This is a genomic window from Pseudomonas sp. GW456-L13, assembly GCF_017350115.1.
Lineage (GTDB): Bacteria > Pseudomonadota > Gammaproteobacteria > Pseudomonadales > Pseudomonadaceae > Aquipseudomonas > Aquipseudomonas jessenii.
The window spans coordinates 192,352-208,796 of record NZ_JACNAS010000001.1 but is presented as its reverse complement, the minus strand read 5'-3'; the positions used below and the strand labels follow the sequence as shown (position 1 = coordinate 208,796).

Here is a 16,445-nt window from a genome sequence, read left to right as displayed (position 1 = left end):
GCGAATACTGGTTATGCGTACAGATACCAGTTCCGCCCTGCGCGGCGCAATCGGAAAAGGATAAATGGCGGCGCTGTACGGTATTTTTTCCGGGCAGTAGAACTTTCTGCCCCCGGGCGGCACCAACCGCCAGAGAGAAACGGTGACAGCCTCGAGCTGATGGTGCTGCTTCAAAACGTACGGGAGGTGATTATGGACATCAAGACATTGGGCTTGCCCTTGGCGGCGGCGGCCCTGCTGATGCTGGCCGGTTGCTCGACGCCAACGGTGGTGACCCTGCAGAACGGCACCCAGTATTTGACCAAGGACATGCCGGAAACCAAGACAAAGGATGGCTTCTTCGAGTTCGAAGATATTTCCGGGGCGAAAGTGAAAGTCAAGGCCGATGAAGTGGCCACGATTCGCAGGGAAGACTGAATTTCGCGTTATCGTTCATCGCGGGAAAGCCCGCTCCCACAGGGTATGCGCCAACCTTGCGGGAGTGGGCCTGGTCCGGGCGGCGCTCCGACGAAGAGGCCCTTACCGGCGCCAACTCACCATCAGGCGATCACAATCCCCGCACCCGACAAACTGTCCAGCCCGACCCCGACCAATGTCACTGAATCATTGCCAAACGTCAGCACGGTATCCTGCCCCACCACGGTGGCATGGGCCCGGAAGTCGTCGTCCGGCGTAACACCCTGCACCCCGAGAAACACCAGTTTGTCGTTCGCCTGATAACCCAGCACCCGGTCGTGGCCAAACGCGCCGTTGAACAGGAACGTATCGATCCCGCCCCCCGATTCCAGCAGGTCGTTGCCGGCCCCGCCGATCAAGACGTCGTTGCCCTTGCCTGCGATCAAATGATCGTTGCCGTCGAGACCGAACAACCAATCGCCGACCGCCTGCGCCTTGAGCGTATCGTTCCCCATGCCCCCCTTTATCGACGACTCGTACCGGGTCAGCTGGTTGCCGTCCGCCAGCCCGTTTGCGGTGACGCTGTGGGTCACGTCATCCTTGACCAGCCCCCATAAAAAGCCCGGCTCCTTGCTCATGATGCTGCCGATGTCACGGGTGATACTGATGCCGCCATTGGCATCGCGGATGTACAGGTTGCCGGCGCCGTCGTTGGCAAAGTCGAAGTTTTTCACCGACTGCTGCAAGTCGAGCACGTTGTGCCCGTTGCCGCCCAAAAGGACGTTGTAGCCACCGGCATCACGGAAGGTGTCGTTGCCGTCGCGGCCTTCCAGATAGTCGTTGCCCTTGCCGCCCTGGATCAGGTCGTTGCCGTCACTGCCGATAATGAAAGTGCTGCCTTTGTGGATGTCGGCATTGCGGTTCAGGTCCTGGACCCAGGTGTTGGCCCGCGCCGGGTCCGAGAGGTTGGCAACAACAATGGTCGAGTCTTTGCTGGTGAGGTCGTAGAACCGTGACTCCAGCACCCGGGTCATGCCGTCGCCATAACCGGTCGGCAAGTGGGAAATCCAGGTCGGAATGTTGAGGATGGAAAACGGCAGCAGATTCCATGCGGTCGACGCGTAGTGGTCATTGAAGCTGACAATGTTGTTGGTGGCCGAGGCTTGATCGGCATCGTGCACACCGACCGATGCCAGGTTGAACGCCGAACCGTCCAGCGCGCGGAACACTGGATCGTTTTCATAGCCGACGTTCAGCACTTTGTCGCTGCTGCCTTGAGTTGGCGAGGCGTAGGCAATGTAGTTGGAATCCTGGAAGAAACCGCCCCATTTTTCGCGGCTCAAATCCGCCAGGCTATTGACTGCCAGCCCGCCGAGACTGTGACCACTGACCAGCACGTCATTACCGGACAACCCGTTGGCCCGGGCAAACGCCGCGACGTCGGCGAGCAGCTTGCCGAACGCTTCACCCACATAGTTTTTCGCGTAATCCTGTGGACCCAATGCCGCCAACAGGTCATTGATGACATCGCCGATGGAGTCACTGATCTGGCTTTCACGAGGGCCACTGGTGCCGCGAAAGGCGATGCCGATTTCCGTGAGGTGCCCTTGGGCGTCGTATTTACCGAGGATTTCCACCTGGGCGCTGGTATAGCCGGCCTTTTCACCGAAGAAGGTTCCCCGTGCATCGACTTTGCCGTCATAACCCAGCTGCGCGGCGGTGATGGGTGTCCAACCGGCTTTCTGTACCGCGTCCAGTGCGGCCTTTTCCGAATCGGGGTTCCAGGGGATACCGGGAATCACCCCTTGGGAGTCGGTGCCGCCAATCAGCGCGGTCACCAACGTTGCCGGCAGGCCCACGCCGAAACCGTTGTGCTGGTAACCGGTGGCAAAGCCGTTGTCGAGGTTGTGATAGGAGTACAGCGTGATTGCCATCGCGTCGGTGAACAACGCTTTGGCGTCTTCTGTACCAAGGTTCTTGTAGTCGTACACACCCATGGGTATTGCCTCTCTCTTTGTTGGAATTGTCAGAGATAGCTCACAGCCGGGACACCTCGATCGCGAGATGCCCGGAGCCTCCAGTGCTGTTACAAAAATCTGTCAGGCAAACACAAAACCGGAAGTCGACAGGTTATCCAGCCCCACCCCGACCAGGGTCACGGAAAACTCGCCAACCTTCAGCACCGTGTCTTGACCGGCCTGGGAGACATGCTGTCGGTAGTCATAGCCCTGCCCCGCGTCTTCAACGCCCATGAACACCAGGGTGTCACTGCCCTGGTAGCCATTGATCGCATCAAATCCGAAAGCGCCGCTGAACAGGAAGGTATTGCTGCCGTCCCCGGTGGAATGCATCACGTCGTTGCCGTTGCCGCCGACGAAGGTCACGTGGCCCTTGTCGCTGCGCAATACGTCATCGCCGCCGTTGCCGAACAGCCAGTCGCCCTGGGCGTCGGCCAACAGCGTATTACCGAGGGCATCGCCGTTGAGCGAATGACTGTAGCGGGTCAGTTCGTTGCCGTTGAGCAGGCCGTTGCCGGTGACGGTCCAGGTGATGTCCCTGGTGCTCCACCATGATCCGGACTCCTGGCTCACCAGCGCGCCGATGTCCCGGGTCATGCTGATGCCGCCATAGGCGTCACGCACGAACAGCGTGCCATCGCCATCGTTGGCGAGGCTGAAGTTCTGCAGTGGCTTGAGCAGTTCGAACGTGTTGTTGCCCTTGCCGCCCAAAAGTATGTTGAAGCCGCCGTCGTCGCGGAAACGGTCGTTGCCGTCCCGGCCTTCGATGAAGTCATTGCCGGCGCCGCCCTTGAGCCAATCGGCGCTGTCGGTGCCGATGATAAACGTGCTGCCCGTGTGCGGCTCGCCACTGCGCCCGAGGTCCTCGACCCAGGTGGCGCCGCGAGACGACGCCGACAGGTTGGAGACGATCAGGGTCGAATCCTTCCCGGTCAGGTCATAGAAGGCAGAGTCGATCACCCGGTTCAGTCCGTCGGCGTAACCCGGCGATCCATGGGCCGACCAGTTCAGCGGGTTGAGAATGCTGAAGGGCACCAGGTTCTGCGCGGTGGAGGCGTACTGGTCATTGAAGTTGACGACGTTGTTGGTCGCTGAATCCTGATGACCATCGTGCTTGCCCAGTGAGCCACTGCTGAAGGTAGTGCTGTCGAGCACCCGAAACACCGGGTCGTTCTCATAACCGATGTTGAGCACATTGTTGCCGGTGGCGCTTTGGGTTGGCGAAGCGAAGGCGATGTAGTTGGCGTCCTTGAAGAAACCGCCCCAGTCATTGCCACTCAACTCCGCCAGGCTGTTGACCCCCAAACCGCCAAGGCTATGCCCGCTGACCACAACGTCCCTGGCACTCAGGCCGTGGGCGATGGCGAATGCAGCGACGCTCTTGAGCAGGCTGTCGAAAGCGTTTTTCGCGTAGTTGCTCGCATAATCCACCGGACCGACTGCGGCCAACAGGTTGTTTTTCATGTCGCCGAAGGTGTCGCTGTACCCCAGGCCACCGGTGCCACGGAAGGCGATGCCCAGGCCGATCAGGTTCCCGGCCCCGTCGTATTTACCGAGGATTTCGGCTTCGGCGCTGGTGAAGCCGTCCTTCTCGCCATAGAAGGTACCTTGGGTGCCAACCTTGCCCTGATAGCCCAAGGCCGAGGCACCAATTGGCGCCCAGGCGGTCGCCGGGAGTGGCTGGCCGGTAGGCGTATACGCGTACAGCGCCAGCGCGATCGCGTCGGAGTACAACGCCTTGCCGGCCTCACTGCCGGCATTTTTGTAATCAAACAGTCCCATTTTCTTGCTTCCTTTGCGTCAAATCAGAACTGCCAGTCCAGGGTCAGGCCCACACCATGGTCTTTTTCCCGGGAGCCGAGCAGTCCGTTGTAGTCCAGGTTCAAGCGGGTATCGCGTCCCAGCGCCCAGCCGGCCCGGGCACCGACCACCGCGGCATTGCGGTCCATGGACACGCTTTGCACGCTGAACGCGGTGTTGCCATTGACGAAGGCCAGGTGGTCTTCGGAACGGGTGTTGCCCAGGTTGTGCTGCCAGCCGAGCGTGCCGGACAATTCCAGTTGTTGCTGATCGGACAGCGCAATGGCTTTGCTCGCCCGCAGGCCAAGGGTCGAGAGCACCGCGTCGCGGTTGTTTTCACCGCCCTTGAGTGCGGCGGCGTCACCTTTTTCGCTGAAGCTGTCGCTGTTCAGGTGCACGTAAGCCAGGTTGACGAACGGCTCCAGTGCCAGCGGTTGCAGGTCCAGGCGATACGCCGCTTCGGTGAACAGTTGCGCGGTGGTCGCATCGCGTTTGGATTTCTGCTTGCCGCTGACGTCACCGAATTGCAGGTCGCGTTTGACGTCGATGCGATGCCAGCTGTAAGCACCGCCGACGCTCAGGCGCAGCGCGTCGATTTCGTGGCCCAGGTAGGCGCCCAAGTGGTAGCTGTCGACCGATGCCGACGAGTGCGTGCCATCGCCCATGCTCAACGAGCTGTCGCTATAACCGGTAACGAAACCCAGTCGTGTGTCTTCAGTGATCAAGCCATCGACGCCGGCCAGCAGCCCGCCGATGGAGCTGTTGGAACTGGCGTTGTCATTCCCGCCATCGCTCTTGCCCCAGGCGCCGAGCACTTTGAGCCAGGCATTGCTGCGGTCATCGGTCGGTGCGCTGGCGTCGAACAGATCACGCTCGCGCAGACGTTCGCCGACCGCATCGCGCAGGTAGCGGCTGTCGTTGATCAGCAGCGTGCCGATCGCCGGATGAATCTCACCGGACAGTTGCTGGAACGCTTGTTGCGCGACAGCGGCGGTCGGCGACAACAGCAGGGTTTCGTAGAGCCGATTGCCTGCGCCCAGTTGCTCGGCGGCAGCGGCCACGGCCCGTTGATTCGGGGTCAGGCCTACACTGGTGAAAGATGTCGCATTGCGCTCCACCGCCAGTTGAATGCTGTCCGTCGTGTAACCGAGGGTGCCACCGATAAACAGGTAGTCCGGCAACACCGCCCCGAAACGCCCTTCGATCCCGCCAGCGGCTTGCAGGATGTTGTACTGATTGCCCAGCAGGGTTTTCGCCTCGCCGGTGGTCAGCAGCGTTGGACTGTTTTCCAGGGTCAGGCTGACCGTTGCGCCTTCGATGGTGGCTGTGCCGCCGGCAATGATCTGGTCGCTGCGGGTGGGCGACACCTCTACGGCGTAGGTCGAGCCGGGCTCGAAGGTCATGTCGCCCGTCACCTGCAAGGTGCCGATGGAGTTGCCGGGCGCCACGGTACCGCCGCTTTTCGCAGTCAGTGCCGCGATACTGCCGTTACCACCGAGGATGCCATTGTCATTGACGGTGACGGCCGATAGCAGCGAACCGTTGACGGCCAATCGGCCCTGATTGACCAGGGTCTGGCCGGTGTAGGTGTTGGCTCCGGTCAGCACCAGCGTGCCGATGCCCTGCTTGGTCAGGCCGCCGTGGCCGGATATGTCGTTGCGCCAGACGTCGAGCCCGCAGTGCACGTCGTTGCACACACGCTCGGTGGGTTTGCCGGCGTCGATGATCGCGCCGATACCCGGCAAGTCCGCGACAAACTGACTGGAGCCGTAGGCGCCGTCGATGCGGAACTCTTCGGGAATGTCCTGCTCGGTGACGAGCATCGCCGGGCCGTCGATGCCTTTGCGCAGGTTGATCATGCCCCAGCCATACAGCGAATCGACGCCGGGTGCGCCGAGGTCGGTGGCGGTGGTACGCAGCACGCTGGCGACTTGTGCGCCGGTCATGTACGGGAAGCGTTCCATCAACACCGCCACCGAGCCGGCAACGTGCGGTGCCGCCATGGAGGTGCCGTTGTAATTGGCGTAGCCGGTAGTCAGGTCAGCGGCATCGGTGCCGCTGATGATCGAACTGTAGATCCGGCTGCCCGGCGCCGACACGCAGAAACTCGCGGTGTAGCCGCAGCGCGACGAGAAGGTGCTGATGTTGTAGGGGGCGGGACTGTTGGTGTCCGGGTTCTTCTGCAAGGCCGCGACGGTCATCCAGTTCGGCGCGATCTCGGGGACGAAATAACCGAGGCCGGCGATGGCGTCCGGGTTGTTGAGGTTGTAGTCGTTACCGGCGGCGAAAATCGTCACGATGCCGCTGCGGGCCGCCGCGATGGCGCCGTCGTAGGCACCGCCGGGTTTGGTCCCCAGCAAGGTCCGGATCTCGTTGAACTGCAGTTGTGCATCCTGCACGGTGAAGTGCGGATACGCCGGGTCCCGACCGCCGAGGTCGAAGCGGTCGGTGATGCCGATGCCCCAGCTATTGTTGATGATCCGCGCGCCGCTGGCGATCAGGGCGTCCCAACCGGCCTTGTACACCGCGCCGTCGTTGCCGCGTACGATACCGTCTTCCGGGCCCGGGTCGCCGTTGTCGGCGCTGATGATCTGTGCACCAAAGGCGACGCCGTGCATCGGTCCGCCATCGCGGCTGCCGGCGGCGATCCCGCCAACGTGGGTGCCGTGGGCACCGAGTTTGCCGTTGGAGCCCACCGAGGGCGAACCGTCATAGAGAAAGGCGTCCCCGACCTTGACCGGAATGTACGGGTCGGTGTACTCGCGGATGCCGCTGGTCACCAGCGTGATGACCTTATTGGCTCCGGAAAACTCCGGGTGCAAGGCGTACACCGGTTGGTCGAAGATCCCCAGCTTCACGCCTTTGCCGGTGTAACCGGCCGCATAGGCATCCTGCGCGTTGATCGCCCCCAGGCCCCAGTCAGCGCTGAACTCTGTGCTGCGCCAGCTTTCGGGATCGCCTGTCCTGCCGTTTTCCACGTAGGGTGCCGCGTGTGCGGTGCCCAGTGTGGCCAACGCGCAGAGCACGGCTAGATTGTTGTACTTGTTATTCATCGAGCTACCTTCCTTAGTTGTGTTGCCAAAATCCTTGTTGTTAGAAGCCTTGCCTCAATTCCTCTTGGTTAAAACGCGCCACTACAGGGGCTGCGGTGTTCAGTTCCTCAACAGACAGGCATTTTTTGAGTCCTCTCCATACTGTTTTTAATAGCTACTGCACCCTCGGTCCCTGGCCGAAGGCCTCATCCACCTTGGCCAGGTCCTGCTCGCTCAAGGTCCCGGCGTAGAAATGCAACCGGGTCCAGGCCATCAGATAGTCGTAGCGGGCCTGGGCCAGATCCCGGCGGGTGGTAAACAGTTGTTGCTCGGCATTGAGCGCATCGAGGTTGACCCGCTCACCGCCCAGAATGCTTTGCCTGGTCGAGACCACCAGCGCTTCGGCGGAGACCAGGGCCTTCTGATAGGCACGCAGCTTGCTCACCCCTGTCAGGCAGGCGCTGAACTGCCGTCGCAATTCGATCAGGGTTTCCCGGGTCTTGCCGTCCAGTTCGTACTCGGCCTGTTCCATCGCACGGCTTGCCTGGCGGGTCGATGCAGAAACACCACCGCCGGCGTACAGCGGCACATTGATTTCGATGCCGATGGTGTTGGTGTCGTAGCGCTGGTTGTAGGTGTTGCCGCTTTCCGATTCATTCTGACGCACCGTGGCGTAGGCGCTGACCTTGGGCAGGTGCCCGGCCCGGTTGCGCTCGACCTCGTAGCGCGCCACTTCAAGCGCCTGGCGCTGGGAAGCCAGGTTGGGGTTGTTGGCCACGGCCATCTCACGCCAGGTGTCGTAATTGGCCGGCTGCAGGGTGAGGGTCTGGAAGTTTTGATCCAGTGGTGCAAGGTCGGCAATGTCGATCGCCGGCACACCGATCAGCGCGCCGAGTTCGCGCAGAGATGCATCCTGTTCATTACGTGCTTCGATTTCTTCGGCGGTGGCCAGCTCATAGCGCGATTCGGCTTCGAGAATGTCCGTGCGAGTACCTTCGCCCTGGCGAAACATCTGCTCGTTCTGCTGGAACTGCTGCTCGAAAGCTTTCTTCTTGGCCAGGGCGATATCGATCTGGTCCTGGGCGAACAACGCCTTGGTGTAGTTTTCCAGCACCCGCACCAGCAATTGCTGGCTCTTGCCACGAAAATTTTCGTCGGAAAACAGCGATTGCGCGACGCCCTTGCGATAAGCCGCGTAGGCCTCGTAGTCGAGCAACGGCTGTTGCAAGGTGAGGCTGGAACCGTAACTGCTGTAGTTGCGGTCATCGCTCTGGTTTTGCCCGCGCTCGTTGAGGTAGGTAGCCTTGGAGCTGTTCCTGCCCTTGTTGTAGTTGTAACCCAGTCTTGGCAACAACCCGGCGCGGCCGATGGCACGGTTCTCAAGGCCTGCATCGCGTTCCTTGATGGCGCCGAGGAATACCGGATCATTGTGCAGTGCCTGTTCATAGATCTCGAACGGTCCCATGGCCGCCACGGCCTGGTTGCCCGCGAACAACATCAACGCCGCCCCGAGCATCGAAAGCTTTTTCATACAGCCGAACATCCTTATTCCTCGGTCAACGCGGAGCCTGCCCGGTCGAGCAGCGGTTTGAACAAATAATTGAGGAGCGAACGCTCACCGGTACGTACGAACATTTCCGCCGGCATACCGGGCTTGATCACCAGGCCATTGAGTTTCTCCATGGCCTGGTCACTGACGCTGCTGCGCAGCACGTAGTACGGTGCGCCGGTTTTCTCATCGAGCAACTGGTCGGCGGAGACCAGGCTGACTTCACCAGGTACTCGCGGGGTGCGGCTCTGGTTGAAGGCGGTGAACAGGATATCCACCGGCAGGTGCGGACCGACCTTGTCGATCAGGTTGACCGGCAGGTGCCCTTCCACTTCCAGGCGCGTGTCCTGAGGCACGATCTCCAGCAGGTTGTCGCCCTGGCGCACCACCGCGCCTACCGTGTGTACACCCAGATTGACCGCAATGCCGTCAGCCGTGGCGATGATCTCGCTGTGCTGCAGATCGAACCCGGCGGAGGTCAACTGTTCCTCCAGCGTCACGCTTTTGAGCTGCGCTTCGGCCAGTTGGGTGCGTACTTCTTTCTGGTACTCCTCGATATGCTGTTGCAACTTCAAGCGGGACTCGACAATGCCCTGCTCCACCCGACCGCTTTCGCCGAGGTTTTCGGCCAACTGCTGTTGCACTTGCGACAGTTGCCGCTGGTACTCCATCAACCGATTGCGCGGGATGTAGCCGTTTTCCGCCAATGGCGTCAGATTGCTTAGCTGTTGTTGCAGGGAATCGGCCTGAGCGCTCAAGTCGGTACGGGCACGGCGCATGCCGGCCAGTTGCGCGCCGGCGCCTTCGATGCTGGCGCGCAACGCGGCCTGCTCGCGGGCGAAGGCATCGCGACGACTGCTGAACAACTGGCGCTGGCCTTCGAGCACCAACGCCAGACGCGGGTCGGGATCATTGCTTAGCTCGGCGGGGAAATTCACCTGCTTGAGGTTGTCCCGCTCGCTTTGCCAACGGGCAAGGCTGGCCCAGGCCATGCGGTACTGCGCTTGCAACGATTGCACGTCCGCGGCGACCTGGGTCTGGTCGAGCCGGAACAACGGCTGGCCCTGTTTCACCCGCTGGCCTTCGCTCACCAGAATCTGGCTGACCACGCCGTTGCTCATCGACTGCACGGCCTTGCGCTTGCCCGAAACCACCACTGTGCCCTGTACCGGTATGCCCTGATCGAGGGGGGCCAGGCTGGCCCAGGTGAAGAAACTGCCAGCGCCGACAATCGCCAGTATCCAGCCCAGGCGAGCGAAGTAACGCGCGTCGCGTTCAGGCTGTCCAGCCAGGTAGTCCTGCTCCATCGTCGCTTCGTTTTGAGGCTTTACTTGGCTGCGGCTCATACGCCCGAACTCCTTGTCGCGGGCTAAGACTGCCAGCTCATGCTGAGCCCGCCCGGCGCTTGTGCGGTTTTTTCATGTTGTGCTTGCTGAGCGCCCGAGAGTGCCTTGAGCACGTCCTGGCTCGAACCGAACGCCTGCAAGCGCCCGTCGTTGAGCACCAGCAACTTGTCGGCCTGGGCCAATGCGCAAGAACGATGGGTCACCAGAATCACGCTGGTGCCCTGGGCCTTCATTTGCGCAATCGCGCTGGCCAACGCCGCTTCACCCACGGTGTCGAGGTTGGAGTTCGGCTCATCCAGCACCACCAGGCGCGGCTGGCCGTACAGCGCACGGGCCAGGGCCACGCGTTGTTTCTGCCCGCCGGAAAGGCCACTACCGTCTTCGCCGAGCACGGTGTCGTACCCTTGCGGCAGGCGCAGGATCAGTTCATGCACCCCGGCCTGCTGTGCGGCGGCCACGACGCGCTGTGGATCGGCCTCGCGGAAACGCGCGATGTTTTGCGCGATGCTGCCGCTGAACAACTCGATGTCCTGCGGCAGGTAACCGATGTAAGGCCCGAGGTCGTCGCGGTTCCAGCGATGGATGTCCGCACCGTCGAGCCGCACCGTACCACCGAGCGTCGGCCAGACACCCACCAGTACCCGTGCCAGTGTCGATTTACCGGAACCGGAAGCACCGAGCACGCCCATCACCTCACCCGCTGCGAGGCTGAAACTGACCAGGTGCAGGGTCGCCGCCCGTTGCCCCGGAGGCGCCGCGCTAACCTGCTCAAAGGTGATCTGGCCCTTCGGCGCCGGCAGCGCCATGGCCTCGTCGCCCGACGGGAAGGCTTGCAGCAAGGCGTCGAGACGGCGGTAAGCCAGCTTGGCGCCGCTCCATTGTTTCCATACGGCGATCAACTGATCGATAGGACTCAGCACACGGCCCATCAGGATCGAACCGGCAATCATCATTCCCGCAGTCATGTCACCCTTGATCACCAGCAATGCGCCAAGGCCCAGCACCAACGATTGCAGACACAGGCGCAGGGTTTTGCTCAAGGAACTGATGACGGCGCCCGTGTCGCTGGCCTGGTTTTGCAGGCCGAGGAACCGTGAATGCACCTGGAACCAGCGATTGCGCAACGCCCCCAGCATGCCCATGGCCTGAATGGTTTCGGCGTTATGCAAATGGCTGGTGGCCAATTGGCTGGATTGCTGGGAACACGCGGCGGCTTCGCCCAACGGTTTTTTGGTCATGGACTCATTCAGCCAGGCCAGCGCAATCAGCAGCAGAGCCCCCGCCGTGGCAAAAACGCCGAGCCAGATGTTGAACAAATAAATCACCAACAGGTACACCGGGAACCACGGCGCATCGAAAAACGCGAACAACGCCGGGCCGGTGACGAACTGGCGAATATGTGTCAGATCCCCCAGCGCCTGTCCCGCATTGCCTTCGCCTTTGAACAGGTTGCGCTCGAACGCCGCCCGATAGACCCGCAGATTGAACCGTCGCTCCAACTGACTGCCAATACGGATGACGATGAAACTGCGGACAGCTTCCAGCAAACCGATAAAGGCAAAGAACCCGACAATCATCAGCGACAACATGACCAGTGTTGTTTCATTCTGCGAAGACAGTACCCGGTCATAGACTTGCAGCATGTAGATAGAGGGCGCCAACATCAGAATGTTGATCAGGGCGGTAAAACAACCGACGCTGATCAAGATGCTCTTATAGTCCCCCAGTGCCTTTATTAATGGTGCGGTGGCTGGGGCCTTCGCCATCTTCATTGGTTATTCCTGAGCTGATATTTATCGCCACGCGCGGGCGAGGTTCCAGTTAACTGTCCGCACACGGTCGAGACATTGTTTGCCCGTTATCGTTTACAAATAACGAACAATGTTTTGTGATCGATAAAGTGCCGGGGGATTGCGCTTGACTGCTTTTGCGGCTAACGCGTCGGCCGCTTGAGGGTAATGATCCGACCCGACTGCAAAGTACCTTGATAAAGCCCTTCGAACTGACGGTTGAAAAACAGGATTTTTGAGCCTTCCTTGCCGGTGATTGCAATGCCGTCCGGTTCGGGAAACCAGCCGATCACCTGCTCCCCAAGCCAGGCGGTGAAACAGTCCGCGCCAGCACCCAGGGTTTGATTTGGCTGAAAGTCGATCAAGCATTCATTCGAAGCAACGAGCGGTGATTTGTCCGTGTCTTGCGCGGCTCTTAGCGTAGCCAGCCAATTGCCAGCCAACTCTGACGGATCCGCCAGTTTCAGACTGCTTGCCATGGTTTCCTCTCCAAAAAACATCATCAACGCTGCCAGTAGCCACGCGCTTGTCTTGCGGGAAAAGACGCTGTGCGTCATAGGTTCTTGTACTCCGGGCCGCAACCCTGCTTACGGTAAGAGAGCAGCGCATCGGGCGCCGCCCTCCTTGTTCACCTCACATCAAGCCACGATGTCCGAGTACGCCGCCTGGCCCACGGTACTGACCAGGAAATCAGCCGCGCCATGCCCCGAGAAGTCGATCGACAACAAACTGTTGCCGCCCGAGGTGCTGAGCACCGCATCGCCCACCGCCCCGGTGAAGGCGCTGACAAAGTGCAGGCCCGCGCCGTTGGTGATGCCGGTCAGGTCGATCTTGTCCAGACCGCTGACAAAGTCGAGGATCTGGTCGACCGTACCTGGCCTGGAGTCACTGCTGGCCGCAAACACGAAGGTGTCCGAACCTGCGCCGCCCCACAGTTTGTCCGCGCCGCCAGCGCCGTAAAGGATGTCGTTGCCGGCACCGCCTTTGAGCTCGTTGGACACGTTGTTACCGATCAGCAAGTCGTTGCCAGAACCGCCAATGGCGTTCTCGACGGTGACACCCTTGGCGATGGAGACGTTACCCACCAGGCCGCCGACGTCCGAGAACGACGTTTCATTGAGGTTGATCTTCTGGTTCTGGGTAAACCCGGAAAAGTCCAGGGTGTCCTTGCCGCCTGCATCCCAGACCGAAAACACCACCTTGTCCGCCGAAGAAGACGCGCCAAGGAAGTCGCGACCGGCGTTGGAGTTGAAACCGTAGGTAGTGTCGCCGGTGCGAGTGGTGGTGTTGGCACCGTAGAGCTGCTGAATGGCAGCGATATCGTCAATCAGCGGGCCGGACGCGTAGGCTTCGACGCCGCCCTTGCTGAAGTTCTGACTGGTATTGCTTTCACTCCAGTAGCTCATGACGCTGTAGCCGCGGGTGTCTTGCCCATAGGACGCGTCATTGTAGGTCGGTGCACCCTCGCCGGCGTTGTAGTCGCCGGGGTGGGCCAGGCCCAGGGAGTGGCCGATTTCGTGGGTCAGGGTTTGCCGGCCATAGTTGTTCAGGTCCGGGGTCTTGTTGGGCGTGTAACTGCTGTTGATCAGGTACCAGGAAGTCCCGTCGTAACCGGCCCCGGTACCAGGCAGGTAGGCAAACGCAGCCGCACCGTCCTGACCGCCGCTGTAGTTGCCGAAGGTCATGTGGCCATCGCCGCCGCTGGCCTTGTCAGTGAAGGTAACATTGGCCACGTCGGCCCAGGATTGCATGGCGAGCACGGCCTGGGCTTTCTGCTGCGCGCTGAACTGACTGAACCCGGTAATCCCGTGCTTGTACATCGTGCTGGACGATGCCGAAGTCAGGAAGGTATAGGTCAGCTCTATTTTGCCGCTACCATCCTTGTCCTGGTAAGCAGCGCCGTCGCGCAGCAATTGGTTGGCTGCCTGATCGACGGAGAACGACGGTTTGCCATTGACCGTGAGGTTGCCGCCCCGATCATACTGATGGCTGAAACTATTGATCTGATTGAATGCAGAACTGCTTGCCGCCAATGCTGACAGTGGCAGCAGCACCTGTTCAGCGGAATCAATAGCGTGATCTTTTACTTTCGACATAAACACACTTCCTTGTTTAGCTATGGAACAGTTTTTGTCAGATAAAGACGATCCCTGGCGAGATCGTCCTATCACTCGCCCAATGAAGGCGTAGGAAAACTGACACAATTAGAAATCAAACGTCCACTACTTTTTTGACGTCAAATTTGCGCATTCAGGAATGTGCCCGTAAACAGTGGGCGTACTGAGAAAGTATTGAGTTAAAAAAATATTAGACGGGAGTTATTGTCGGACAATCGACAATTTAATTATTAAATATAGGTAAATTTCCGGGCACTCGAATCGTCCGACTATTTATGTTTAATCTGTTAAACATTTCAATGAAGTGATCACCTCTGAATACCGGGTTATCGCTCTTCGCGAGCAGGCAACGAATGACCATCAGGCAATAACCATTTCAGCTCCGCAAAGGCTGCACAACCGGCGTTGTCGCCCCACTGGAACCCTCCCCGGTGTGGCAGGTTTTGCACACTGCCTTAAACTGCGATACAGCCCATGAACGAATGACGGTGCAAGGGTTCGATGGATTGCCTTACACCACGGGCCTCACGAAATGATCCGGGTGAAGCCGACATGAAAATGGTCACGCCTCTTTTGGCCGCTCTCATCGCCGCCAGCGCGTGTGCGGTAATGAGCATTTGTGCGAATGCCGGGACGACTACGGTCCTGGCAACCAGCTTCGACTGCGCCAGGGCCAGCGCATCCGTCGAGAAGCTGATCTGTCGCGACCCACAGCTGAAGCGGATGGAGATTGAACTGACACGCCTTTATCGCCTGGCGCTCACGGACGATCATTCGGTACCGCGCCCCGACAAGGTCGAGATCGAACAGCGCTTCTGGGTCGACGCGCGAAATCAATGTGCCACCAAGGCAGAGCCCAAGGCCTGCACGATCCGCAGTTATGCCGAACGCGCACACCAGCTTCGCCAGGGTTCGGCCATTGCGAGGACCAAGGATCCAAGCAGGCTCACCGATGGCCCCGTAGCCTTTCGTTGCGCAGGATTGAACGCGTTGATTGCCGCTACTTTCTTCAATGTCGAGCCGCGTGTGGTGTACCTGAAATGGGCGAATACCTCTGCCACCCTTATCCAGGTACCGAACGATTATGCAAGCCAATACAACGGCAAGGATTTGCGGGGTAGCTACGGCTTTTGGCAAACCGGTGACGAGGCCCTGTTACAGATCCCGGGCTCGGGGCAAATGCGTTGTACGCTCGAGCCAGTTGGCTGATGGCGCATCGGGACATCCTTTCCCGGTGGCCTGATGCAGCTTGTCAGCTGCCGGTGCGGATCTTGTTCCAGACCCGGGTACGCACCCGGTCGATGTTCAGTGGCATGGCTTCCAGCGCAAACAGCTTGCCCATCATTTCAGGACTTGGGTAAACCTTGGTGTCGTTCTTGATCGCAGGGTCGATCAGGCTGTCGGCCTGCTCGTTGCCATTGGCGTAATGCACGTAGTTGCTGACGCTGGCCATGACGTCCGGGCGCAGCAGGTAGTCCATAAAGGCGTAGCCGGCCTTGTCGTCCGGAGCGTCGGCCGGCATCGCGACCATATCGAACCAAATCGCTGCGCCTTCCTTGGGAATCGAGTAGCCGATGTCGATGCCATTGTTGGCTTCCCTGGCGCGGTTTTCCGCTTGCAGGATGTCGCCGGAGAAACCGACCGCGACGCAGATGTCGCCATTGGCCAGATCACTGGTGTACTTGGACGAGTGGAAATAGCTGACATACGGCCGCACCTTCATCAGCAGGGCTTCGGCCTTTTTGTAGTCTTCCGGGTTCTTGCTGTGATGCGGCAAACCGAGGTAGTTCAACGCGGCCGGCAGCAGTTCGGGGCCGTTGTCGAGGATGGCCACGCCGCACTTGTGCAACTTCTGCATGTTCTCGGGCTTGAAGATCAGGTCCCAGGAATCCACCGGGGCGTTGTCGCCCAGCACCGCCTTGACCTTGGCAATGTTGTAGCCGATGCCGGTGCTGCCCCACAGGTAAGGGAAGCCGTGTTCGTTGCCCGGGTCGTTGGTCTGCAATGCCTTGAGCAATACCGGGTTGAGGTTTTTCCAGTTCGGCAGCTGACTCTTGTCGAGCTTCTTCAGTGCGCCGCCTTCAATCTGCCGGGCCATGAAGTGGTTGGACGGAAACACCACGTCGTAACCGGATTTTCCGGTCATCAGCTTGCCATCGAGGGTTTCGTTGCTGTCGTAGACGTCGTAGGTGAAGCCGATGCCGGTTTCTTTCTGGAAGTTTTTCGTGGTGTCTGGCGCGATGTAATCCGACCAGTTATAGATTTTGACGGTTTCGGCGGCCTGGCTGATGGATGCAACCAGCATCAGCGGAGCCAGAGTCAGGGTCTTTCGGATCATGAGTCGATTCCTGTAGAGGTTGTTGTTATTGGCAGGCAATCAAAAGATCAGCTTTCAAA

The 16,445-nt window shown here is 59.9% G+C and carries 11 protein-coding genes; 2 read left to right on the top strand and 9 right to left on the bottom strand.

All coding sequences use genetic code 11. From position 1 onward, the window contains the following. Positions 1 to 192: 192 nt before the first annotated feature. A complete protein-coding gene (locus J4D25_RS00935) occupies positions 193 to 417 on the top strand; it encodes a YgdI/YgdR family lipoprotein (RefSeq protein WP_057714802.1) in 225 nt (74 codons plus the stop codon). 122 nt (positions 418 to 539) lie between these two features. Here the strand turns inward: J4D25_RS00935 and J4D25_RS00930 are convergent, their stop codons facing one another. The 8 genes from J4D25_RS00930 to J4D25_RS00895 form a co-directional block, all read right to left on the bottom strand. Beyond that, complete coding sequence (locus tag J4D25_RS00930; RefSeq protein ID WP_057714801.1) at positions 540 to 2,393, bottom strand: polyurethanase; 1,854 nt, start codon at positions 2,391 to 2,393, stop codon at positions 540 to 542. A gap of 102 nt (positions 2,394 to 2,495) precedes the next feature. Next, complete coding sequence (locus J4D25_RS00925; protein WP_057714800.1) at positions 2,496 to 4,196, bottom strand: hypothetical protein; 1,701 nt, start codon at positions 4,194 to 4,196, stop codon at positions 2,496 to 2,498. A 23-nt stretch (positions 4,197 to 4,219) separates the two neighbouring features. Continuing rightward, positions 4,220 to 7,267: an autotransporter serine protease gene (locus J4D25_RS00920; protein ID WP_057714799.1), complete on the bottom strand. Its 3,048-nt coding sequence runs from the start codon at positions 7,265 to 7,267 to the stop codon at positions 4,220 to 4,222. Positions 7,268 to 7,421: 154 nt separating this feature from the next. Next, complete coding sequence (locus tag J4D25_RS00915; protein WP_057714798.1) at positions 7,422 to 8,789, bottom strand: TolC family outer membrane protein; 1,368 nt, start codon at positions 8,787 to 8,789, stop codon at positions 7,422 to 7,424. Positions 8,790 to 8,791: 2 nt separating this feature from the next. After that, a complete protein-coding gene (locus J4D25_RS00910; protein WP_373423033.1) occupies positions 8,792 to 10,102 on the bottom strand; it encodes an HlyD family type I secretion periplasmic adaptor subunit in 1,311 nt (436 codons plus the stop codon). A gap of 62 nt (positions 10,103 to 10,164) precedes the next feature. Then, the gene (locus tag J4D25_RS00905; protein ID WP_057714796.1) at positions 10,165 to 11,913 is read right to left on the bottom strand and encodes a type I secretion system permease/ATPase; all 1,749 of its coding nucleotides are present in this window, start codon (positions 11,911 to 11,913) and stop codon (positions 10,165 to 10,167) included. Between the two features lie 161 nt (positions 11,914 to 12,074). Further along, positions 12,075 to 12,488, bottom strand: a complete 414-nt coding sequence (locus J4D25_RS00900) for an AprI/Inh family metalloprotease inhibitor (RefSeq protein ID WP_057714795.1) — start codon at positions 12,486 to 12,488, stop codon at positions 12,075 to 12,077. Positions 12,489 to 12,569: 81 nt separating this feature from the next. Then, positions 12,570 to 14,027 (bottom strand): serralysin family metalloprotease, encoded by a 1,458-nt coding sequence (locus J4D25_RS00895; protein WP_057714794.1) that lies wholly within the window; start codon positions 14,025 to 14,027, stop codon positions 12,570 to 12,572. A gap of 573 nt (positions 14,028 to 14,600) precedes the next feature. On the opposite strand from J4D25_RS00895, the gene J4D25_RS00890 reads away from it, so the two are divergent. Further along, complete coding sequence (locus J4D25_RS00890) at positions 14,601 to 15,257, top strand: hypothetical protein (protein WP_057714793.1); 657 nt, start codon at positions 14,601 to 14,603, stop codon at positions 15,255 to 15,257. Between the two features lie 43 nt (positions 15,258 to 15,300). Here the strand turns inward: J4D25_RS00890 and J4D25_RS00885 are convergent, their stop codons facing one another. After that, complete coding sequence (locus J4D25_RS00885) at positions 15,301 to 16,386, bottom strand: polyamine ABC transporter substrate-binding protein (RefSeq protein ID WP_057714792.1); 1,086 nt, start codon at positions 16,384 to 16,386, stop codon at positions 15,301 to 15,303. Between the last annotated feature and the right edge of the window lie 59 nt (positions 16,387 to 16,445).

Coding starts and splice junctions, on each gene's coding strand:
- J4D25_RS00935 (WP_057714802.1), top strand. CDS start 193: ATGGACATCAAGACATTGGGCTTGCCCTTGGCGGCGGCGGCCCTGCTG.
- J4D25_RS00930 (WP_057714801.1), bottom strand. CDS start 2,393: ATGGGTGTGTACGACTACAAGAACCTTGGTACAGAAGACGCCAAAGCG.
- J4D25_RS00925 (WP_057714800.1), bottom strand. CDS start 4,196: ATGGGACTGTTTGATTACAAAAATGCCGGCAGTGAGGCCGGCAAGGCG.
- J4D25_RS00920 (WP_057714799.1), bottom strand. CDS start 7,267: ATGAATAACAAGTACAACAATCTAGCCGTGCTCTGCGCGTTGGCCACA.
- J4D25_RS00915 (WP_057714798.1), bottom strand. CDS start 8,789: ATGTTCGGCTGTATGAAAAAGCTTTCGATGCTCGGGGCGGCGTTGATG.
- J4D25_RS00910 (WP_373423033.1), bottom strand. CDS start 10,102: ATGGAGCAGGACTACCTGGCTGGACAGCCTGAACGCGACGCGCGTTAC.
- J4D25_RS00905 (WP_057714796.1), bottom strand. CDS start 11,913: ATGAAGATGGCGAAGGCCCCAGCCACCGCACCATTAATAAAGGCACTG.
- J4D25_RS00900 (WP_057714795.1), bottom strand. CDS start 12,488: ATGACGCACAGCGTCTTTTCCCGCAAGACAAGCGCGTGGCTACTGGCA.
- J4D25_RS00895 (WP_057714794.1), bottom strand. CDS start 14,027: ATGTCGAAAGTAAAAGATCACGCTATTGATTCCGCTGAACAGGTGCTG.
- J4D25_RS00890 (WP_057714793.1), top strand. CDS start 14,601: ATGAAAATGGTCACGCCTCTTTTGGCCGCTCTCATCGCCGCCAGCGCG.
- J4D25_RS00885 (WP_057714792.1), bottom strand. CDS start 16,386: ATGATCCGAAAGACCCTGACTCTGGCTCCGCTGATGCTGGTTGCATCC.